Raw genomic sequence first — 22,165 nt, 5'->3', positions numbered from 1 at the left:
CCCTATGACGCTATCTCAGGATTTTTATAAGCAATTAGAATTTCTCCGAGAAATAGATAAAGTCAAATCTATCTACAGAAAATCAAAAACCTATACGGGAGAGAAATATGAAAATGATGCCGAACACTCATGGCATATTTGTATGATGGCTATGGTACTCGCCCAATATTCCAATGAGCCTATAGATGTATTCAAAGTCATCAAAATGCTACTCATACATGACATAGTAGAAATCGATGCAGGCGACACATTTCTATATGCGAACCATCGCGATGAAGTTTTTGAAAAAGAAAAGCAAGCAGCAGAGCGCATTTTCGGAATATTACCTGATAATCAGAAAAAGGAATTTATAGACTTATGGCTCGAATTTGAAGAGAAGAAAACAGCTGAAGCTAAATTTGCCGGAAGTATAGACCGCTTTCAACCCATGTATGCCAACTATCTCAATCAAGGCAGTACTTGGAAAGAAAACGGAGTTCAATACGAACAGGTAGTAGCTAAAAATAAAGTGATAGCGGAGGGATCGGAGGTATTATGGAACTATGCTCAAGGTGTTTTGAATCAAGCGAATACAGAAAATTTGTTTGTGAATTTATAATTATACCGTAAGCGTATTCGTAATAGTCCAATGTCGCATGGCTCATTGCACTAAACAAATACAGCTGCGGCATTTACCATAGCAAGGTTTTAAAATGGATTGGACCATTTTAAAACCGCTATTGGTATTTCATCTTTCTTCAATCTCCCCTTGCCATTTTGTCATATTTTTACTATCTTTGCCCTCCCATACAGGGGCAATCTAAATGAGCGAACAGATATACCATACCGATTTACTAGAGAATGATGTAATCATTTCTTCCAAAGGAAATGAGACTGACATTCCTGCATCGAATTCTAAGAAATATTATATAGAGAGCTATGGTTGTCAAATGAATGTCAGCGACAGTGAAATCGTAGCTGCCGTGCTCAATCAATCGGGCTATCAAGGAACAGCCGACGAGAAGGAAGCCGATTTGATATTTCTCAATACCTGCTCCATTCGCGACAAGGCAGAACAAACGGTTAGAAATCGATTGACCCAACTTAATTTTTTGAAGAAAAATAAGAAAGGTCTGGTGGTAGGTGTGCTAGGTTGTATGGCAGAGCGTTTGAAATCAAAATTGATAGACGAAGAAAAATTGGTGGACCTCGTAGCAGGACCAGATACTTACCGAGATTTACCTCGAATGATTAGCGATGTGGATGGTGGACAAAAAGCAGTCAATGTATTGCTGAGTAGAGAAGAAACCTATGCGGACATAGCTCCCGTGCGTTATAGCTCCAATGGTGTGACAGGGTTTATTTCCATTATGCGAGGTTGTGACAACATGTGTGCTTTCTGCGTAGTACCTTTTACTAGAGGGCGCGAACGAAGTCGTTCAGCCTTGACTATAGTGAAAGAAGCAGAAGAGATGGTTCGTCAAGGCTATAAAGAAGTGACGCTGCTAGGACAAAATGTAGATAGCTATCGCTGGAGCGAAGATGAAAAACTACGTGGGAAAAATCTCGTAGATGCCAAGTTTGAAGAAGGCGTAATTAACTTTTCTAAATTATTAGAGTTGGTAGCCAAGGTCTCTCCTGCTCTGCGTGTGCGTTTCTCTACATCACATCCCAAAGATATGAGCGATGATGTGCTCGAAGTCATGAGTCGCTATGAGAATATATGCAATTATATTCACCTTCCTGTGCAGAGCGGCAGCAGTTCGGTGCTCGACCGCATGAATAGAACTTATACTAGGGAGTGGTATCTGGATAGAATAGCGGCTATTCGTAAATATATGCCGAATTGTGCTATTTCTTCGGATATCATAGCTGGCTTTTGTGGCGAAACGGAAGAGGAACATCAAGAGACGCTTTCCTTAATGGACGAGGTGATATATGACCTAAACTATATGTTTTTCTATAGTGAAAGACCGGGAACGCTCGCAGCGAAAAAATATGAGGATGATATCCCAGAGGATGTGAAAAAGAGAAGATTGGAAGAAATTATAGCTAAGCAAAACCAGCATGCCTTGCTTCGTCATCAGCAGCAAATAGGGACGAAACAAATTGTATTGCTGGAGTATACCGCCAGACGCTCTGATCAGCAACTTGTAGGCAGAACGGATGGAAATAAGAAAGTAGTCATAGCAAAAGATAACTGGAAGATAGGTGACTATGTGGAAGTGGAAATTACGGACTGTACGCAGGTAACTCTTTTTGGAAATGCTATAAGAAAAATTGACTTGTAACGATGCAGGAACTCCAAGCCCTTAAAAACAAATTTGATATTATAGGCAATTCGCCTGCGCTGAATTATGCCTTGACAACTGCTGAAAAAGTAGCCCCGACTGATTTAACTGTACTGATTTTAGGTGAAAGTGGTGTAGGAAAGGAAGTTTTTTCAAAAATTATTCATCAACTCAGTCCGAGAAAACACGGACCATTTATTGCTATTAACTGTGGAGCTATTCCAGAAGGCACGATAGATTCCGAATTGTTTGGGCATGAAAAAGGTTCGTTTACCGGTGCTACCGATAATAGAAAAGGATATTTTGAAACAGTCAATGGAGGAACCATTTTTCTCGATGAAATAGCAGAAATGCCATTGGGGACACAGTCGCGTCTTCTGCGATTGCTTCAAAACGGTGAATATATCAAAGTAGGAGCATCGCAGGTGCTCAAAACAGATGTACGTGTCATCGCAGCGACCAATGTCAATCTATTAGATGCGGTGCAGAAAGGAAAATTTAGGGAAGATTTATATTATAGACTCAATACTGTGCCTATCATAGTGCCACCTCTTAGAGAACGCGGAAATGACATCGCATTGCTATTTAGAAAATTCTCTGTCGATTTCTGCGAAAAAAATAAAATAAAAGCGCCGCAACTCTCTGAGGAAGCCAAGGAAATGATCATCAACTATCGCTGGCCAGGAAATATAAGACAGCTAAAAAGTGTAGCGGAGCAGGTAAGTATTCTCACTGATGCAGAGTATTTATATCCAGAAGATATCGCTCGATTTATTCCTAATAGCTCCACCGCTCTTAATTTTAGTAGTGCAGGAACTTCAGGAGATTTTTCTCAAATGGGAAATGAACTGACTTTGAAAATGCTAGTAGAGTTAAAACAAGATATGAATGACTTGAAAAGAATGTTTTTCGAGTTGACAAAAAATACTACAGCTAGTTATGAAACTACCTCAGATGGAGGTGATACGCGAATAGTATCCGTAGATAGATATTTGCCTGCATCGAGAGCGATTGGAGGATTTACTCCTAATGTCATAGAATTACCAGAACGAAATTCTACAAATTCGAGACATCAACAAAGTGAGTTGCTCCCCGATAATCTCAACCTAGTAGATATGGAGAAGAAATTTATCATTTCTGCCTTAAAAAAACATAGAGGTAAACGAAAATATGCTGCGGAAGAACTCGGGATTAGTGAACGTACACTTTATAGAAAAATTATTGACTACGATATAGAAGAATGAGAAACACTTTAACCTATCTACTTCTTTTCTGTCTTAGCTTCTGCTCATCTTGTGGAGTGTATTCTTTTTCTGGGGCATCTATTCCCAAAGAGGTAAAAACTATTTCGATAGACTATATACAAAATAAAGCTCCAAATGCTTGGTCTACTATTGACAATATTTTTAATCAAGAACTGCGCAATAAAATGGCGCGCGATGGAGGTCTCAAAGTACTCGACGCAAATGGAGATTATCAGATTAAAGGCTTTATCTCTGATTATAGAATTACGCCTCAAGCACCTACTACTGGTAGTTTCTCTACTCGATATCGCTTAGACATTTCAGTGAGAATAGAATTTAAAGATGTCGTCACAGATAAAAAAGTACAATGGACAGAATCATTTACTAATTTTGAGGTTTATGAAAATGATATTACAGGTCAAGAGGATAAATTTATTCGCAACATATCTACTAACCTTTGTAATTCCATTTTCAATAAAATGTTTTCTACATGGTAGGCGAGAAACTTCCTTTACCTATATTGAAGTATATAGATATAGATTCTACTGAATTAGATGGGATAATTCATGACTATCCCTTTTATCAATTTACTCTTATTGCTAAACTACTCAGAAAAAATAGCTTAGAAAATCTAAGTTTAACGGATGCCAACTTCTTTGGACTTCAGCAGAAGAAATTAGAAGCTTATGCACGAATCTTTTCTACATATTCATCAAATTCTGCTGATAACCAAAATCTTGACAATGATGCCCATTCAGCTGCATCGATTCATGATATTCATATTGATATAATTGAATCAACACCAATTAGCTCAATAACAGATGCTAATACTGACTTGAAAGAAAGCGATGATGCGATTCCTAAGGAGTTTGGCCAAGATGGGTCTATCTCTGACGAAGTGATTCATCCATTATCTGACACAGCTATATCAGAAGAGCTACAAGAAGAATTAATCGATAACGAGACTAGCAATAGCCATCAGGAGGTAGAGATTCCTAACCAAGAAATACGACCAAACATTGGAGAACAGAATAATCTAGATCAAGATAGCAGCAATAATATTGATTCAACGGGTTTTGAAAATAATTTGGATGGCATGGTGATTGATTCACAAAATGACTATAATCCTATTGAATCCTTGGATATAGAGTTTTTATTAGACGAAGATACCTCAGAAGAAGAGCTAGCTAGTAGACTCACTGAGAGTAATCTAAAAGAAGAAACCTATGATGTTTTAGAACTCAGTCTTTCCAATTCAGACCCTGAAACGCTCTCACACGAAGCCTTGGATTTAGAATTGGATTTTGAAAATACTAGTTCCGATGAGGAATTAGCAGAAAAACTTGAGCAAGAGAATTCTATCGAATTTGAAATTGATGTCAGCAGCGAACAAAAAGAGATTCAAGAACATGAAAGTCAAACAATTGATGAGAATGAGATTTATTCTCAAACGGAAATTGAACTTGATAAAATCAGTGAAGATATCATAGTAACTGATGCAGATGATGTTATACAGTTTGAGACTAGAAAAGAAAATAATTATATACTCCCCGCAGCTTATGAGATAATAGCTATTGACGACCAATTAAGCAAAGAAGCAACGCTCGACGAAAACCTTACTTCCAAATCGAATGAAGAAGTAACAGACTCGAAAATTTTGTTTAATAGTTCCTCAAAACAAGATAATGAAGTAAAAGATTTTAATAGCTGGCTATCAACATTTAATAAGGAATCAGAAATCTCAGAAGAAATTAAAAGTAGAATAACAGCCGAGGAGAAGGAATCGGAAGAAGTAGAATTATCAAAATCTATTCAATCGAATGCTTTAAATATTCTTATACAAGAATCCATTCATCGCGAAGGGCAAGGAATCAACAGAGACGATGAATTAGATGGCGTTTTGAAGGATAATTTTTTCAAAACACAAGTAGAAATGAAGAAGGTTAGCAGAAAGACTCCAACGGATATGAGAATTCAAGATGAGGCGCAGTTAAGCCTGCAACCTATAGATATCGTATCTGAGACCTTAGCCATCTTATACCATCAGCAGGGAAATATAGCCAAAGCCATTGAAATTTATGAAAAATTAATTAGCTTAATTCCCGAAAAAAGTAGTTTCTTTGCACTCCAAATTGAAAATTTGAGAAAATAATATAAATCAATCATATATGGAATATATAGCTTTAAGCATACTTATAATCGTTATAGCAGTACTTTTGATACTTATAGTTATCATTCAGAACCCGAAAGGTGGTATGAATGCCTCTATGGGAGCTATAGGGAATCAAATCCTAGGTGCCAGCCGAAGTACCGATACAGTAGAGAAAATCACTTGGTATCTAGCTGGAGGCCTTATGGTTCTGAGTGTTTTATCTATATTCCTACTACCAAATCCTAATGACGTGGCTGACGAAACTACCTCTGAAGGTGCTAAAATTAAAGAAGTCTTAGAGAAAAATAAATCTAACACACCTGCCTTTCCTACGGCTCCTGCCATTCCAAATCCACAGCAGGCTGTCCCTCAAGGGCAACCAGGTAGTCAAGCTACTCCTGCGCAGACTTCCCCACAAGGCAATAAATAATATAACATAATAGTACTATATCGAAAGTCCTAGGCTATGCTTAGGACTTTTTGCTTTTAACCACAAATGAAAAATCGCAACGCTATCTTACTGCTCTTTCTTGCCAATACGGTATCTGGTATTTCGCAAGGTATATGTATGATAGCCATTCCTTGGTATTTTACAGCCACGCTGGGCTGGCAAAGTTCTTTTGGTATATTCTATGGTATTCTGACGATTGTTTCTACAATTTGGAGTATCTATGCTGGGACTTTAATTGATAGATATAATCGTAAAAGTATACAGATAATATACTCTGTATTAGGCCTCATACTTATGAGTCTAGCATCTTTAGCAGGAGATTTTCCAGTTCTTCCCCTTTGGCTGGTTAGTGGAGTAGCATTTGCCTTTACAGTGCTATTATACAATATTCACTATATGAATATTTACAGTATAGCTCAAGAAATTTCACCCCCGGAGTATTACAACAAAGTCATATCCTATTTAGAGGTTCAGGGACAAGCGACCACCATAGTGGGAGGTGCTGCTGCTGCCATATTAATGGAAGGAAGTCAGAATGGCATTATATCCTTGTTTGGTTTTCATATTAAATCTTCCTTAATATTTTCGCCATGGAGTCTCTATCAGATATACGCGCTAGATGCCTTTACCTATTTGCTCGCAATACTCATTTTAATTTGCATTAAAATTCAACCCATAAAAAATAGGCTTATAGAAAAAGAATCAACTTGGATTAGACTTAAAACTGGTTGGAATTTTCTTAAAGATAAACCTGCACTCATTATTGTTGGTTGGCTCAGTCCGGCAGTTTTTGTATGCGTGTTGCTTATTAGCTTTTTTCTCATGCCTTCTTATATCTCAAAAGTACTAGGAGCATCTAGCCATGTATTTGCCTCATCAGAGCTTTATTTCGCACTGGGAGCCCTCTTAGCTGGTTTTTATGCTAGGCACCTACTAAAGAGTCAACATGAGGTTACTCGTATTCTCGTCTTGTTTTTCCTAGCCTTGGTGGTGTTTGCTATTTTTATTTTTAATAGGCATTTGGGGATTTTTTATTTCGCAAATATTCTATTTGGCTTCTCCAATGCCTCTATTCGATTCAACAGGGTATCTTATTTTTGGAAATTAGTACCAAATCACCTCATGGGGCGAGTGTCTTCTGTACTCAATATTTCTTCTTATCTTTTTAGGGCATTCTGGGGATTTATTTTTTCCTTATCCATATTTACGGATGTAAACGGAATGATAGCAGTTATGTGGGTTTTATTCTTTTTCATACTTCTTAGTGGCTTCGTGATTTATATCTATTCAGATGATATAAAGGCACTTGAAAATTAAACCAATTTATCTTTTTTTCATCTTAAATTTGCACAACTAAAGAATAAATAAATGCTACTTACGATTTTAAGTTTCTTAATAAAATGTCTTGGTTTCCAATCAAATATTGATGATTTGATAGGAGTAAAAGGTCCTCTCCAATTTAATAAAACAGAGTTTCATTTATCATTAAGTGGTCAACCTGAAAAAAATATGGCACTTCATGTCTACCTACCAAAAGGTGAGGATCTTGATAATTACAATCAGAAACTCAGCTTAATTGTACTCAACACTAAAAAGGATGTCGATGGTGTGGTAAAAGCTAAACTTAACGACCTAGCCACAAGGAAGAAATTAGATTTCAATTGTAATTACTCGACTCAAGATATCGTAGAAGGAAAAGATGTACTAGTAGAATATGTTCAAACGGAAACCAACAACAAAAAATTAAGCGAAGCTGAATTTAATATCAGCCGAGTAAAATGGTTGACTGATCACGATAATGGCTCCTATTTATTGATTTACACCTATTCATGGAGAACCTACGATGAAGAAGCCGTTGACATGTTAAAAAATATTCAGACCTATAAATTAGAATTTATACAAGAATTAGGCAAGAAGGAAATGCCTGATGTAAGATTGCCTAAATAATCTAAGAAAAAGTAAAACTTAAGTAAAAAAAACACTATAGTTTCGCTATCTTTGTAGGTATAAAATGAGAATTTAAAAATTCTCTGTATGACTTTGACCTATAAATGAGATAAATATTACCAATGAAAAAAACAGCCTTTATTTTACTAAACTGCCTTATTGCATTATCTAATTTTGCGCAGCAAAAATTGACCATCTATATTAGCACGAAACTGCCAATAACATTCAGAACTTATATTGAAGATGAGTTACAAATTTATGCTGAATGCTCAAGAGTTAAAATTTCGAATGTACCTAGTGGGGAGAAAAAATTGAAGTTGCGCATCATGACCCCCAGCAATCAGCAACCAACTATAGTTATCGGGAAGTCTGGGAATAAAGAAGAATATTACAAAGTAGAACAAATAGGAGACAAATATGTCATAAAGTCTAATCCGGAAGGAATTAAAGAAGATAAAACTTATTATGCGAGAGGTAGTTATATGCCAAAACCTAAACCTGCTGTGAAGGATACAAATTCTAAAAATAATCAATCATGTCACGTGAGAGATTCCATCTTAAATAAATTTATAACAGACATGTCGAGTCTAAAAGATGCTAAATCTAGGAAGGATTATGCTGTCAATTATATGCGAAGAAAATGTCTCTATACCCATCAAATAAAGAGTATTGGCTATAGAATAGATGATGACGAACAAAGATTAGAACTCTATAAAATTTTATTCCAACCAGCCTTAGATAGAAATAAATTTCAAGACCTCACAAATTCTTTCCAATCGCAACTCTATGCTAATAAATTTATCGATTGGTTTAACAATCAAAAACTCTAATTATGCCCAGTAGCTCAACAATGTCTGTCTCGGAATATCTAAATGCAGTACCTGAAGAACAAAAGCCATTTTTAGACAAGGTAAGAAATGCCATTAAGAAAAATCTAGATAAAAAATTTGAAGAGTGCATCAACTATGGTATGCTAGGATATGTCATACCTAAAACTATTTATCCTGAAGGCTATCATTGTGATCCCAAACTGCCTCTCCCCTTTGCTGGTCTAGCTGCTCAGAAAAGTTCTATCAACCTCTATCATATGGGTATTTACGCAGATGATAAACTCCTAAATTGGTTTCAAGACGAATATGCCAAACGATGTAAATATAAATTAGACATGGGTAAATCTTGTATACGATTCAAAAAATATGAAGATATCCCCTATACATTGATTGAAGAATTATTTTCTAAAATGTCGGCGAATGATTGGATAAAACTCTATGAGACCAAGCTAAAAAAATAGCTCGTGCTGCCAATTATTTTTATAGCAGTTGCAATTATTTTCCTTTATTGCTTGCTAATATATGCGTATAGCAGAGGCTTTGAAAATTGTCCAAGTTATACTCCTTCTAACCAGAATCCTAGTCACATCTCTGCTACAATTTTGATTCCGTGTCGAAATCCTAGCGAGCAATTACATATATTGTTTCAACAATTAAAACATCAACTATCAGATAATCATACCTGCGAGATTCTAGTCATAGACGATTTTTCAAACAATGAAATCAATATAGAGGCGCAAGAAAATTGCAAGCTTATTCAACTCAAAAACCATCAACCTCAATTATCCCAAAACAAAAACAATAAGAAAGAAGCAATAGCTTTAGGGGTCTCTTTAGCCAGCCATGAATACATAATTTGCCTTGACAGCGATGTATCACTCTCTGAAAATTGGTGGCTAGTCATATCAAATTTTATACATGATAAAAAACCAAAATTTGCAGCAGGTCTTCATCGGTATAAAAAAGAAAACAATTGGCTCAATGACTTTTTAGTATTGGAACAAGACATACTGACGGCTTCGTCTATCGCAGCACTGCAACTGCGCATACCGACGATGTGCAATGGAGCCAATATGCTGTTTTCAAAACAAGCCTTCGTCGAAGTCAATGGCTATGAAGGGCTCTATCATGTGAATGGAGGGGATGATTTATTTCTCTACCATCGTATTTATAAAAAATTTCCACAAGAAACGTTGTATATAAAAAATCTGAAAGCAACAGTTTATTCTTCAGCACCAAAATCTATAACTGAGCTATTCAATCAACGCAGTCGATGGATAAGTAAAACAACTCATTATGAGAATAATTGGGTCAATGTGCAAGGGGGAATAATACTTGCCGCCAGTGTTTTATCCATTATTTCTATTCCGTTCTTACCTTTAGTTATTATGATTAAAGTCTTATCGGATGTTTTCTATGCTAGAAAAATAAATAGATATTATGGCAATCAATGCACTATTTTGAATTTAATAGTTCAAAGTTTCTGTTATCCATTTTATGTTTTGGCAGTCATCTTTTATAGGCTCAGGGAAGGTTAAGTGCGTTTATTCTTAAACACAAGGATACACACTAAGAACACGAAAAGCCAAAAATACTAATCCTTGTGCACCTTGTAAAAAAACTTCGTGCCCTTCGTTGTCAATATAGTAAATTTGTTATTCAAGACTTACGACTTTGATACGACTATTCCTTACTTTTCTTCTTTCGCTTTTCACTTTTCACTTTAGTAGTGCTCAAAACTCCATAGCCCTTCTCAAATATGGCGGTGGTGGAGACTGGTATGCCAATCCTACCTCGCTTCCCAATTTGGTAAAATTCTGCAATCAAAATCTCAAAACCAATCTTAAAACGGATATCCCCACAGTAGAAGTAGGTAGCGTAGAACTTTATCAATATCCTATGATTCATTTAACGGGTCATGGCAATATTATTTTCAGTGATCTCGAAGCAAAAAATCTCCGCAACTATCTCGAGGCTGGAGGTTTCCTTCATGCCGACGATAATTATGGTTTGAAAGAATATTTCTTCAAAGCCATGACCAAAGTCTTTCCAGAACTGAAATGGGAGAAAGTACCCTTTAGTCATCCTATTTTTCATCAGAAATATAAATTTCCACAAGGCTTACCTAAAATACATGCCCACGACGGGAAAGCTCCAGAAGGATGGGGCTTGTTTCACAAAGGACGCATGGTCTCATTTTTCAGTATAGAATGTGACTTGGGCGATGGTTGGGAAAATATTGAGGTTCATGGCAATACTCCCGAACTGCACCGCAAAGCCTTAGAAATGGGTGCCAATATTGTTCAATTTGTCTTTACACAATAATTTTCTCGAAGTTATTATGTAACGAAATTTGTCTCAATTACAACAAAATTGAAAGGGTTACGATTGAAAATCGACTATTTTTGCATATATGAAGATCTTAAAATTCTTGCTATTTATTGTCTTGGCCTCAAGTATTCAATATTTGGCTGCCCGTGTTGATGACAAGATTCAACGTCAGGTTTTAGTCCAAGTTAAGCCAGAAAACTCTTACAAAGTATATCTAGAGAAGCTATTTCCAGCAGCGAGCATTGAACTCACAGCATCAGACTTTCAGATTTGGCGAATAGAATTTCCTGCTATACCCCCTATGGACTATATATCCCAACTCAAAAGAGAAGGGAAAATCAATCTATACATGCGAAATAGACGTATAGAGCCGCGAGCAACAACCCCTAATGATAGCTTTTTTTCGCAACAAACCTTTCATCTCAATAATTTCAATCCAGGACAATCAGTTACTTATGGCATAAATTCTATTGGAGCATGGGATTATAATAAATCAGGGGTAACAGCCAAAGGTGATACGATAGTGGTTGCAGTTTGTGAAGATGGATTTGACTCCTTACACCAAGATCTCGACTATTTTATCAATTATCAAGAAAATCCGAATGACACCATAGACAACGATGGCAATGGAGCAAAAAATGACTATAGAGGTTGGGATATTGCCAATAATGATTATTCTTTGAAAGGAGGCGGCATTTCGCATTCAACTAGGGTTTGCGGAGCTTTTGCTCGTGGGAATAATTCAAAAGGAATCTCTGGCGTAGCTTGGAATTGTAAAATTCTCCCAATTAACTTTAATGGCGTAGTATCGATAGACAATTCGATAAAAGCATACAATTATTGTCTAAATATGAAACGCCTTTATAGACAAACAAATAAACAAAAAGGTGCTTATATCGTTGCCATCAATTTTTCTTTTGGCACTACCGGTGATCCTGCAGAAGATACATTGTGGAAGGCTGCCATTGATTCATTAGGCAAGGAGGGAATATTAATGAGCATAGCGGTTGATAATAAAGATAGTGATGTAGAATCCTACCAAGATTTACCTGTATTGTTAAATAGCCCATATCAAATCAATGTTACAAATTATAATTACACTTCATTGCAAACAGACGGAAGTGCATTTAGTAAAAAATACGTACATATAGCTGCACCCAATAAATATCATACGACGATGGCTAACAACTCCTATGGAAACAGCGGCTTTGGAGCCAGTTTCTCAGCACCCATAGTTGCGAGTACTATCGCTCTTATGTACTCTAATATGTGTGATAAATTTTTAGATTCTCTGCATACAAGACCAGAGTTTTACACGAAAATAATTAAAGATATTATTCTTGCCAATGTAGATGTCACTCCGGGATTAACCAATAAAGTAGTGAGTAATGGAAAACTAAATGTTTTCAAAACCATTCAAAAAATTGATCAACTCAAAGATAGTTTTTGTAAGAAAGATTCTATTTATACCTCTATAACCTCACGAACGAAGGAATATATTCAAGTGTACCATTCTGCAAAATTCATTTACATCAAAAAAACAAATAACCTACCTTTGTCCCTTTCCTTGCATAATATGCTAGGACAACGTGTTATGGACTATCGTGTAGATCAAATAGAAGAAAAAATAGATGTTCAACATTTACCTTCGGGCTTTTATATACTTAACTATAGCTATGACCAGCAATATTTTACTGAAAAAATAGTTCTGGATTAATGGAGAAAAGTTGGGTTTATAAACCTATAGATCGTGAAAAATTAGCTGACCTTCAAGAATCGCTTAAGATAAATCCAATTCTTTTGGAGCTCTTGATACAGCGAGGGATAACTACCTACCAAGAAGCCAAAGATTTTTTTAGACCCCAGCTCGATATGCTCCATGATCCATTTCTTATGAAGGATATGGACAAAGCGGTGACTCGCATTAAATCGGCTATTGAAAACAAGGAGCGTATTCTCGTATATGGAGACTACGATGTCGATGGGACGACTTCTGTCGCTTTGTTTTATCAGTTTATACATGATATCTATTCCAATGTAGATTATTATATCCCCGATAGATATGCCGAAGGATATGGCGTCTCGATGAAAGGTATGGATTATGCTATCGAATCGGGTGTAGGACTTATTGTCTCGCTCGACTGCGGTATCACAGCGTTTAAAGCAGTAGAATATGCCAAGGAAAATAATATCGATTTTATCATTTGCGACCATCACTTACCTAGCGATATTTTACCCAAGGCAGTAGCGGTTTTAGATGCTAAGCGAAAAGATTGCGCTTATCCATTCAAAGAATTAAGCGGCTGTGGAGTAGGTTTCAAACTATGCAGTGCCATAGCTAGTCAACTAGATATGCCCTCGGAGACCTATATGCAGTATATCGATTTAGTAGCTGTATCCATCGCTTCTGATATAGTATCTATCACAGGAGAAAATCGTGTGTTAGCTTTTTATGGCTTAGAAAAATTGAATAAAAATCCGGTATTAGGACTCAAAATATTAAAGAAAATTGCTGGAATAGAACTTAAGGATATGTCGATTTCGGATATTGTGTTTTCTCTAGGTCCTAGAATCAATGCACCCGGCAGAATGGCGCATGCTCGTGCCTCCGTGGACATCCTCACATGCACCAATGAAGAAGAAGGGTTGAAATTTGCAGAAAGTTTGTCTATTCATAATAGCGCTCGTCGTGAAACGGACGAACAAATAACGAGTGAAGCTATTTTCGAGATAAGCAATGTAGATGATTTTTCTAATCAGCGTACCATAGTCCTAGCCAATGAATCATGGAGCAAGGGTGTGATAGGTATCGTGGCTTCGCGGATGGTCGAGCGCTACTATAAACCTACCATTATATTTTCAGAAAAAGATGGCATACTTACAGGCTCCGCTCGATCTATAAGAGGGTTTTCAATTTATGATGGTATTAGCAAATGCGCTGAAAATGTCATACAGTTCGGAGGACATGACTTTGCGGCAGGCTTAAGTATAGAAAAGGGAAAATTAGAAGCTTTCAAAGCTAAATTTGAAGAAATAGCCGTACAGGAAATAACGCAGGATATGCAAAGTCCTGTGATAGAAATAGACCATGACTTAAGTCTTAAGGATATTGATTTTAAGTTCTACAACATCTTAGAGCAGATGGCTCCTTTTGGACCTGATAACATGCAGCCAGTTTTCGCTACTAAAAATCTAAGAGATGCGGGCAATACGCGCAAGGTTGGGAAAACACTAAATCATGTTCGTATGGAAATGATAGACCAAAATGGTGTTCGTATGAATGGTATTGCTTTTGGACTTGGTGATTTTATAGATATAGAAAAACTAAAATCTTCCACTTTCGATATCTGCTATACGATTCAAGCCAATGAATTCAATGGTAAAATATCGCTGGATATGATTGTGAAAGACATAAAATTAGTCTCTGAATAACACAATTAAAAAAAAATATTTTTTTTAATAAAATTGATAGTATTTTTGTTGTCTAGAAATTAGATGACGTGAAAACCTACCTAACTCTTTTTTTGATTTACCCTTTTTTTTCCAATTGTCAAGATACGATAAGAATTTCTTTTGATTCAAAACTAAATTTTGATGCTAAGGAACTAAATTACTTATTCCACTTTCAAGATAACGGAAAGGATTTGAATATAAAGGGTCAAGATATAAATAATTATGTGTTTAAAACTCCAGGATTGTACCGTATTACAACACAAAAAATAAATCAGAAAGCTAAATATTTTTCAAAATTAGACAACAAAAATATTACCGCAGATTGCAGTGAGATTGCTTTTTCAGAATTTTTCTTTGTCTATGTGGATTCATTAAGAATTGTTTATCAGCCAGAAAGTATAGAAACAACGAAGTCTATCTGTGTAAATAAACCCTGCGATGACATTTCTATGTATATCAATGTTTCGATACAAAATTATAATAAGACTGCGATTTTAATGCCTCAACTACCAATACAATCTTCAGGAATAGGCACAGAAATTATTGCAAATCTTGATTCTGAATATATAAAATTACTACCTGGTAATCACCGCATAAAATATAATTTGAAGGGCTTGGCTATTTTTGCCTCTCATATACAGTTCAATTTTGATAATATAGGTGGTTATACTCCAATTGGCTTAAAAGAGAAAATAAAAGATTGTTCGAAATGAGTAGAATACTATTCATGCTTGTTGTTTTTCTCTTAAGTACAAAACTTATTTTCACCCAATGTATCATCCCTTGCAACTCTAATGTGGGTATTTTTTCTACTAATAATGCATCCACCATAGCTTATGATAATATGGGTTCTGCATTCCATTCAACCTATTCAGTTGAGGAAATTGGTAATCGATTTTGGGGGGAACAAATGCAATCGGATGGAATCTCTAATTTATTGACTCCTCAATTTATTAATCCAACAAATTACCCAGTCTTGACAGGAAAGATTTATCATATAGGTATCGGATCTAATAGTATTAGTGATGTTCAATATGTAGTTTTAACTTCCACAGGACTATTTGTAGGCGGAACAGTTCAATGTGTTATTAGTTCCCAGATTCTAGGAACAAATTCCTTTAGCAAAATTTCAGTTAATGGAAAATTAGATGGGCTCCCTACGGGAATTACTCCTGATAGTGTAAAAATGATGTTCGTAACGCAAGGGTCAATTATAATAACAACTTGTGGCGGACATGTCTTTGTCCTATCTATTCATTCATTCATTCGTGGAGGTAGAGGCGGTGGATCTAATACTACCTGGAGTCAGGTAATGCAATCAGTAGGCAAACCCTTAACGAATGTAATCGCTGTAAGAGGATGCCCTAGAGTAGCTTATGCATTAAAAAATGACTCAACCATTTGGACATGGGGTGAAGGCATTTTAAGAGGAGATGGTAGTGGATTTTTCTCATCAGACTCCGCCATACAAATGACATTGCCTAGCGGTGTAACAGGTGTAAAAATGATTCAGTCTACACGAATGACTACTAATAATTTCGTTTCTTACTACCTACTTGGCACTAATCAAAGAGTATATTCCTTGGGGAAAAACAATTTTGGCCAACTCGGCGATAGAACTACAATAGATAAACTGGTGTGGGTAAATTGTAAGTATCCAAACAATTCGGATATAACAGATGCGGCCTGGATTTCCTCTAATGAGCATGACCCATACTATGCATCTTTAGCCATTATAAATAAAAGTGCTCAGATTTATACATGTGGGTATAATAGTAAATATATGGTTGGAAGAAATTTCAATGAGGGGACAAATTTTTTAGGGATTCCGGCAGGAATTAGCGCATCTGATACTATTCTGCACTGTGAGGTAGGAGGTCATACAACCGCATTTATTAAAATCAGAACTCCAAGATACGGTTATGTGGGTCATCTAGTAAATGGTTCTGTCGGAAATGGCTCTTCTAATGATAACATGCTATCAAGTGTAGATTTCATAACACCCCCTGTAATTAGCATTTGTGGTACTTTATGTGATACACCTAGAATATCTAAAAAACCAATGATATGTCGAGATACTTCGATACAATTTGTCATAAAGAATAGAGAAGGAAATAAAATATTTTATAGAATAAATAATGGAAGTGTAGACAGTATAATTATTGGAATAGGTGATTCCTCAATACTAACAATTAAAAATCCTAACACAAATACAATAATACAAATAACAAGACTAGTTTCAACCAAATACTTTTGTGATTTAAATTTAAATATTCGTGACACCCATGTTTTTAAGGGAAATTATTATTATAAAAATGCTTTGGATATTTGCACTGGAGATTCTACCTTGTGGAGAGGCAGCTGGAGGAAATTAGAAAAACTCTACTCAGACACCCTAAAAACGCAATACAACTGTGATAGTATTATATATTTAAATTTAAAAGTCGTCGACTCATTCGTTACCAGACTATATGACACAATTTGCAGGTCGAAATCAAAATTTTTCAATGGGGCAAATAGAATAGCGAATGGTATATATAAAGATACCCTTTATTCTGTTAAAGGATGTGATAGCTTAATTTATCTGCATTTATTTGTTGCTGATACCACCAGAAAAGACAGCTTTATTACAATTTGTTACAATGATTCTATCTTATTTAATGATAAAATATTAAGGAAAACAGGAATATACAAGGATACTTTACAAAATTCATTTGGTTGCGACCACTATCTATACCTGCACTTAACAGTAAATGATTCAAGCTCATCTACGCGAATATTGATTCAATGTAAAGGTAGTATAGTTAGTTATAACAATCAAAATATCACCAGTACAGGGTTCTATCGAGATACTTTAAAAAATCGCTATGGTTGTGATAGTTTTGACTATCTCAATTTGACTTTTCTAGATACGAGTTCAATTCAACTTTATGACACTACATGCCAAAACGCTCCTGTGTTTTTTAATGGTTCTTTCCGAACAAGTAGCGGTCTTTATATAGATACCTTGTTGAACCAGAGCAATTGCGATAGTTTTGTCTATTTACATCTGGTTGTAGTTCCTGAGATAGTAAGAAATTTAACTATAAACATCTGTCAAGGTAAAACCTATACGTTTAAAGGTGAAAATATAAATGCAACAGGAGTGTACTACGATACCCTGAAAAGCAAAAGAGGCTGCGATAGTTTTGTTGTCTTAAATCTTACTGTTCACCCTCTGCCAATAGTAGATGCAGGATTAGATAAAACCAGAGTGAATTGTTCGGGAGATTCTGTTCGCCTTGGTACAGCATCTCAGGCGGGTATTGTATATTCTTGGCTACCAATAAATGGACTAGATAATCCTGCTTCAGCTATGCCTTGGTGTAAGGTTAATTCTACCCAAAAATTTATACTAACAGTCATTAACTCGGCTACAGGTTGTCTCAACAAGGACTCTGTCAATATCGCGATTCTTAATAGTACTTTGATAGCGACAAAAACTACCCAAAACCTTAAATGCTTTAATGACAGCAGTGGTATACTTGCGATAAATGCGAATAATGGATATTTACCTTATATGTATTCCATAAACAATATTATTTATCAAAATGCCAATATAATTACAAACTTAAAAGCTGCTAAGATTGCATCTTACTACACTAGGGATTCGAAAGGATGCATTTATAGTGATACTTTTAGTTTAAGTCAACCAGATCCAATTACTATTCAAACCACCAAATCACGAGATCTACTATGTTTTAACGATTCTACAGGTGAAATCGAAATAAATCCAACAGGCGGAACGATGCCATATAAATACATATGGAATCTAAATAATAATTACAATAATTACATTACAAAACTCAGAGGTGGCAACTACACCATCACCGTCACTGACACAAATCAATGTTCGAATTCCAAAACTATTTTCATATTTGAACCAAAAATATTAAGCTTATTAAAAATTGATACCATTTCTAACCCGTGTTTTAAAGATAGTCTTGCCCAAATATTAATTGTAGCAGATGGAGGGGTTTTACCTTATAATTATCTATGGTCCAATGGAGCCAGTGCCAACAAAATAAGTTATCTCAAGGAAGGAAAATATTGGCTTATCATCACTGATAAAAATGCTTGCAAGGATACTTTTTATTTTCAACTAAAAGACCCCCCTCTATTAACAATTGATACGGTTTATAGAACAAAATTGAATTGTGGAAACTATGCAACTTTAGATATAAGATGTAGTGGAGGAACTCCCAACTATTTATACAGTGCAGATTCTGGCTTCAATTACAAAAGACTTCAAAAACAACAAGTTTATAAAGCAGGGGAATACACCGTAAAAGTTAAAGACAAAAACCATTGTCAGGCGAGTAAACTAGTCGCAATAGAAGGAGTTGAAATCATGGATATTGATGTTATACCAGATGATACAGTTGTCAAATTAAATGAAACTATTTTACTCAAATTCAAGATTATCAAAGGTGATTCAAATAGAATTGAAAGTATTAAATGGAGTCCAACAAATGGATTGAGTTGTTCGGATTGTCCTAACCCAATTGTAAATTCTTACGTTTCGGAAAACTATACCTTAGAAGCTGTATATAATGAAAATTGCATAGCGCGAGATAAAGTTCATATTAAATACAAGGATGAAATTTTTTATATTCCAAATGCTTTTACTCCTGCCTCACAAGACCCTAACAACAATCAAGTTCGTATATACTCAAATAATGTTTTTTCGGCTAAACTCGTCATATTTAATAGGTGGGGAGAGAAAGTATTCGAGAGTAATGAAGCACATAGAATCGGCTGGAATGGAAAGTATCATGGTCAACCTGCTCCTATGGCGGTTTATATTTACTATGCTGAAATCACCTACCTAAACGGTAAAAAAGCTTTTAAAACAGGTGATGTCACATTAATAAGATAATTTCTCCCATAATGAATTAATTTAATCCTTATATTTGCAGCACTAGCTTGCTAGGGGTGTCTTGTCAATGACGAGACTGAGATAATACCCTAATAACCTGATCCAGATAATACTGGCGTAGGAAAGGAAGCCGAAATGAAGTCGAGTTTAAATAACCTCTTTCGTTTCAATTCTCCCCTTAGTTTGCATATTTAATTAAGAATTAAAAATTAATAATTAGTAATGAATAATTGTAAACGCACATTAGGAACTCTTTTCTTCATTCATTTGGCATTATCTAATTATGCACAAAATGATAGCACCAAAACACTGGGAGAAGTCTATATCAAGGCCATACGAACGAATACAAAATCAACGACGTCATCCAACACAATAAAAACCTCTGAACTCCAGCACTTAAATTTGGGTCAGGATATTCCTACCCTAATCCAACAACTGCCATCGTTACAGTTGTCAACAGATGCAGGTAATGGCATTGGTTATTCCTATTTATATATAAGAGGTATGGATGCACAGCGTATTCAAGTCAATATCAATGGTGTACCATATAATGATGCCGAGTCACAAGAGGTGTATTGGGTCAATATTCCTGATCTTTTTAGCAGTGCTGATGATATTCAGGTACAGCGAGGGATAGGTTTTTCGACCATGGGAGGTACAGGTCTCGGTGGTTCTATTTCTATAAAGACGACAAAGAAACACCTCAAACCATTCATTCAATTTCAAACGAGCTTAGGTAGCTTCAATACCTTTCGAAATATGATTCAAGCTTCAACAGGAGTGATGTCGGATGGTTGGCAAATCACCGCACGTGGATCACACATACAGAGCGATGGTTATATTGATAGAGCATGGTCGAGGTTAGGATCTTTTTATCTCGATGTATCAAAGTATGGCGACAAATATACTTCGCACATCATCGCCTCTCACGGCCGTGAGAAAACTTATCAGTCATGGTTTGGACTAAGTCAAGAGGAATATAACAATGGTGAAAGAACAAAAAATATAGCGGGTACAGACTATGAATCTAAAGCAGGAGATCCCTATTCAAACCAAATCGACAATTACCATCAAACGCACGTGCAATGGATACAAAACTTTCTCTGGAAAAATGGTCATCAATCCTCTTTAACTGGATTTTTTACCAGAGGACTTGGCTACTATGAAGATTATAAAGTAGATCAAGATTATTCCAACTTTGGCTCCGGTTTATCTGGAAACGGTGATTTGGTTCGACAGTTATGGTTAGACAATTATCTCCTAGGTGTCAATGCTTCACATCAAATAGAAAAAGAAAAATTCAATAATATATCTGCCATTTCATTTTCGAGTTATCAAGGAGATCATTTCGGACGTGTTCCTATATTTTTCAATACCGTTCATGGTAATGCCATTGATAGATTTTATAATAACGAAGCAAGGAAAACAGACTTGACTGCATTTAATAAATTTACGTATCATTGGAAAAAGTCTCATTTCATAGCTGACCTACAACTGCGCCAGGTAAATTATTCTACGGTAGGTAGTCTGAGAAATCAATCCTTTATTTCCTTTGATAAAAACTTTTTATTTTTCAATCCAAAAATTGGCTGGACCCATGAAATTAATCCAAAAAATAAACTATTTATTTTCGCAGGATTGAGTCATAGAGAACCCGTAAGAAGTGATTTTCTAGACGAAGATATGCTCAGTCAACCCAGACCTGAAATGGTTTATAATCTAGAGTTAGGCTTCGAGCGAAAAATGAAGACAAGTTTATTCAAGGCCAATGTATTCGTAATGTATTTTATAGACCAACTCGTACCTACTGGAAACATCAATACCACGGGTGCTCCTATTCGAGAAAATGTAGCTAAGAGTTACCGAACAGGTGCTGAGCTAGAATTTAGTTATCGCCTAGCTAAAAATTTAAATTTCTATACGAATCAATATCTAGCACTCAATAAAATTCTAGATTATACGAATTATACAATCGCTTATAATGAAGTAGACTACAGTATCAATAACACGGAGACAGAAAAAATCTTTTATAGTTCTACTAATATTGCATTTTCGCCTGCTTGGATTTCCTATGCCGAACTTCAATGGACTCCATGGAAAGGTACAGATATTCGATTTATGAATAAAACGGTAAGTCAGCAATTTCTAGACAATACCTCAACAACTGAAAAATCCATACCACTATACAATGTCTCCAATGTTTCTATTTCCCATATACTAAAATCAAATCGAAAAATTGGGGAATGGAGCTTCAATCTCTTACTCAACAATATATTTAATACAGATTATATCTCGAGAGGCTATACCTATCATAGCGGAAACACAGTAAGCAGTTCAGGGCATATAACTAGAGGTCGTGATTATAACTTTTTCTTCCCACAAGCTAGGTTTAATTTTCTAGTTGGGCTAGGATGGAAGATATGATGAGTGTAATTTGAAAATTTTCCAATTAATCCCGATAGTCCCCGATTGAATAAAAAATGATTAATTTGAATTTGTTTTCTTAGCATCTTGTCGGCGAAATAGAGAGCATCAAATGAATCTTTTCGCTTTAGGCTTTTAAATTTTT

The 22,165-nt window shown here is 35.7% G+C and carries 17 protein-coding genes and 1 riboswitch; all 17 genes read left to right on the top strand.

Features of this window, described 5'->3' with window-relative positions:
• The first annotated feature begins 4 nt into the window (after positions 1 to 4).
• The 17 genes from JNL75_08400 (at position 5) to JNL75_08320 (ending at position 22,020) form a co-directional block, all read left to right on the top strand.
• Entirely contained in the window at positions 5 to 598 is a 594-nt protein-coding gene (locus tag JNL75_08400) for an HD domain-containing protein (protein MBL7789829.1), read from the top strand.
• A 205-nt stretch (positions 599 to 803) separates the two neighbouring features.
• Positions 804 to 2,270, top strand: coding sequence for a tRNA (N6-isopentenyl adenosine(37)-C2)-methylthiotransferase MiaB (gene miaB / locus JNL75_08395; protein ID MBL7789828.1), 1,467 nt, complete (start codon positions 804 to 806; stop codon positions 2,268 to 2,270).
• A gap of 2 nt (positions 2,271 to 2,272) precedes the next feature.
• Positions 2,273 to 3,514: a sigma-54-dependent Fis family transcriptional regulator gene (locus JNL75_08390; protein MBL7789827.1), complete on the top strand. Its 1,242-nt coding sequence runs from the start codon at positions 2,273 to 2,275 to the stop codon at positions 3,512 to 3,514.
• Complete coding sequence (locus tag JNL75_08385) at positions 3,511 to 4,011, top strand: LptE family protein (protein ID MBL7789826.1); 501 nt, start codon at positions 3,511 to 3,513, stop codon at positions 4,009 to 4,011. Before JNL75_08390 ends, JNL75_08385 begins: the two co-directional genes overlap by 4 nt.
• Positions 4,005 to 5,666 (top strand): hypothetical protein, encoded by a 1,662-nt coding sequence (locus tag JNL75_08380; GenBank protein MBL7789825.1) that lies wholly within the window; start codon positions 4,005 to 4,007, stop codon positions 5,664 to 5,666. Before JNL75_08385 ends, JNL75_08380 begins: the two co-directional genes overlap by 7 nt.
• Positions 5,667 to 5,682: 16 nt before the next feature.
• Positions 5,683 to 6,096 carry a preprotein translocase subunit SecG gene (gene secG, locus JNL75_08375; protein ID MBL7789824.1) on the top strand — a complete coding sequence of 138 codons (414 nt, stop codon included), beginning with the start codon at positions 5,683 to 5,685 and terminating at the stop codon, positions 6,094 to 6,096.
• Between the two features lie 66 nt (positions 6,097 to 6,162).
• Positions 6,163 to 7,434: an MFS transporter gene (locus JNL75_08370; GenBank protein ID MBL7789823.1), complete on the top strand. Its 1,272-nt coding sequence runs from the start codon at positions 6,163 to 6,165 to the stop codon at positions 7,432 to 7,434.
• A 51-nt stretch (positions 7,435 to 7,485) separates the two neighbouring features.
• A complete protein-coding gene (locus JNL75_08365; GenBank protein ID MBL7789822.1) occupies positions 7,486 to 8,064 on the top strand; it encodes a hypothetical protein in 579 nt (192 codons plus the stop codon).
• Between the two features lie 122 nt (positions 8,065 to 8,186).
• Positions 8,187 to 8,894, top strand: coding sequence for a hypothetical protein (locus tag JNL75_08360; protein MBL7789821.1), 708 nt, complete (start codon positions 8,187 to 8,189; stop codon positions 8,892 to 8,894).
• A gap of 20 nt (positions 8,895 to 8,914) precedes the next feature.
• Entirely contained in the window at positions 8,915 to 9,355 is a 441-nt protein-coding gene (locus JNL75_08355) for a DUF1801 domain-containing protein (GenBank protein ID MBL7789820.1), read from the top strand.
• 3 nt (positions 9,356 to 9,358) lie between these two features.
• On the top strand, positions 9,359 to 10,432 hold the full coding sequence (locus tag JNL75_08350; GenBank protein ID MBL7789819.1) for a glycosyltransferase: 1,074 nt from the start codon (positions 9,359 to 9,361) through the stop codon (positions 10,430 to 10,432).
• A 136-nt stretch (positions 10,433 to 10,568) separates the two neighbouring features.
• A complete protein-coding gene (locus JNL75_08345; protein ID MBL7789818.1) occupies positions 10,569 to 11,219 on the top strand; it encodes a DUF4159 domain-containing protein in 651 nt (216 codons plus the stop codon).
• 88 nt (positions 11,220 to 11,307) lie between these two features.
• A complete protein-coding gene (locus JNL75_08340) occupies positions 11,308 to 12,942 on the top strand; it encodes a S8 family peptidase (GenBank protein MBL7789817.1) in 1,635 nt (544 codons plus the stop codon).
• Positions 12,942 to 14,657: a single-stranded-DNA-specific exonuclease RecJ gene (gene recJ / locus JNL75_08335; protein ID MBL7789816.1), complete on the top strand. Its 1,716-nt coding sequence runs from the start codon at positions 12,942 to 12,944 to the stop codon at positions 14,655 to 14,657. The genes JNL75_08340 and recJ overlap by 1 nt, the downstream gene beginning before the upstream one ends.
• A 245-nt stretch (positions 14,658 to 14,902) precedes the next feature.
• Complete coding sequence (locus JNL75_08330; protein ID MBL7789815.1) at positions 14,903 to 15,391, top strand: hypothetical protein; 489 nt, start codon at positions 14,903 to 14,905, stop codon at positions 15,389 to 15,391.
• Complete coding sequence (locus tag JNL75_08325; GenBank protein MBL7789814.1) at positions 15,388 to 19,596, top strand: gliding motility-associated C-terminal domain-containing protein; 4,209 nt, start codon at positions 15,388 to 15,390, stop codon at positions 19,594 to 19,596. The genes JNL75_08330 and JNL75_08325 overlap by 4 nt, the downstream gene beginning before the upstream one ends.
• Before the next feature lie 42 nt (positions 19,597 to 19,638).
• A riboswitch (TPP riboswitch) is annotated at positions 19,639 to 19,737 on the top strand.
• A gap of 81 nt (positions 19,738 to 19,818) precedes the next feature.
• Positions 19,819 to 22,020: a TonB-dependent receptor gene (locus JNL75_08320; protein ID MBL7789813.1), complete on the top strand. Its 2,202-nt coding sequence runs from the start codon at positions 19,819 to 19,821 to the stop codon at positions 22,018 to 22,020.
• Positions 22,021 to 22,165: the final 145 nt, after the last annotated feature.

The sequence above is a fragment of the Chitinophagales bacterium genome (assembly GCA_016787225.1).
GTDB lineage: Bacteria > Bacteroidota > Bacteroidia > Chitinophagales > JADJOU01 > CHPMRC01.
This window is presented reverse-complemented; position numbering and strand designations above follow the sequence as displayed.

Excerpts from the sequence above, each read along its gene's own strand:
- JNL75_08385 (MBL7789826.1), top strand. The coding sequence starts at position 3,511 with ATGAGAAACACTTTAACCTATCTACTTCTTTTCTGTCTTAGCTTCTGC.
- JNL75_08370 (MBL7789823.1), top strand. The coding sequence starts at position 6,163 with ATGAAAAATCGCAACGCTATCTTACTGCTCTTTCTTGCCAATACGGTA.
- miaB (MBL7789828.1), top strand. The coding sequence starts at position 804 with ATGAGCGAACAGATATACCATACCGATTTACTAGAGAATGATGTAATC.
- JNL75_08400 (MBL7789829.1), top strand. The coding sequence starts at position 5 with ATGACGCTATCTCAGGATTTTTATAAGCAATTAGAATTTCTCCGAGAA.
- JNL75_08340 (MBL7789817.1), top strand. The coding sequence starts at position 11,308 with ATGAAGATCTTAAAATTCTTGCTATTTATTGTCTTGGCCTCAAGTATT.
- JNL75_08355 (MBL7789820.1), top strand. The coding sequence starts at position 8,915 with ATGTCTGTCTCGGAATATCTAAATGCAGTACCTGAAGAACAAAAGCCA.
- JNL75_08365 (MBL7789822.1), top strand. The coding sequence starts at position 7,486 with ATGCTACTTACGATTTTAAGTTTCTTAATAAAATGTCTTGGTTTCCAA.
- JNL75_08390 (MBL7789827.1), top strand. The coding sequence starts at position 2,273 with ATGCAGGAACTCCAAGCCCTTAAAAACAAATTTGATATTATAGGCAAT.
- secG (MBL7789824.1), top strand. The coding sequence starts at position 5,683 with ATGGAATATATAGCTTTAAGCATACTTATAATCGTTATAGCAGTACTT.
- JNL75_08380 (MBL7789825.1), top strand. The coding sequence starts at position 4,005 with ATGGTAGGCGAGAAACTTCCTTTACCTATATTGAAGTATATAGATATA.
- JNL75_08325 (MBL7789814.1), top strand. The coding sequence starts at position 15,388 with ATGAGTAGAATACTATTCATGCTTGTTGTTTTTCTCTTAAGTACAAAA.
- JNL75_08320 (MBL7789813.1), top strand. The coding sequence starts at position 19,819 with ATGAATAATTGTAAACGCACATTAGGAACTCTTTTCTTCATTCATTTG.
- recJ (MBL7789816.1), top strand. The coding sequence starts at position 12,942 with ATGGAGAAAAGTTGGGTTTATAAACCTATAGATCGTGAAAAATTAGCT.
- JNL75_08360 (MBL7789821.1), top strand. The coding sequence starts at position 8,187 with ATGAAAAAAACAGCCTTTATTTTACTAAACTGCCTTATTGCATTATCT.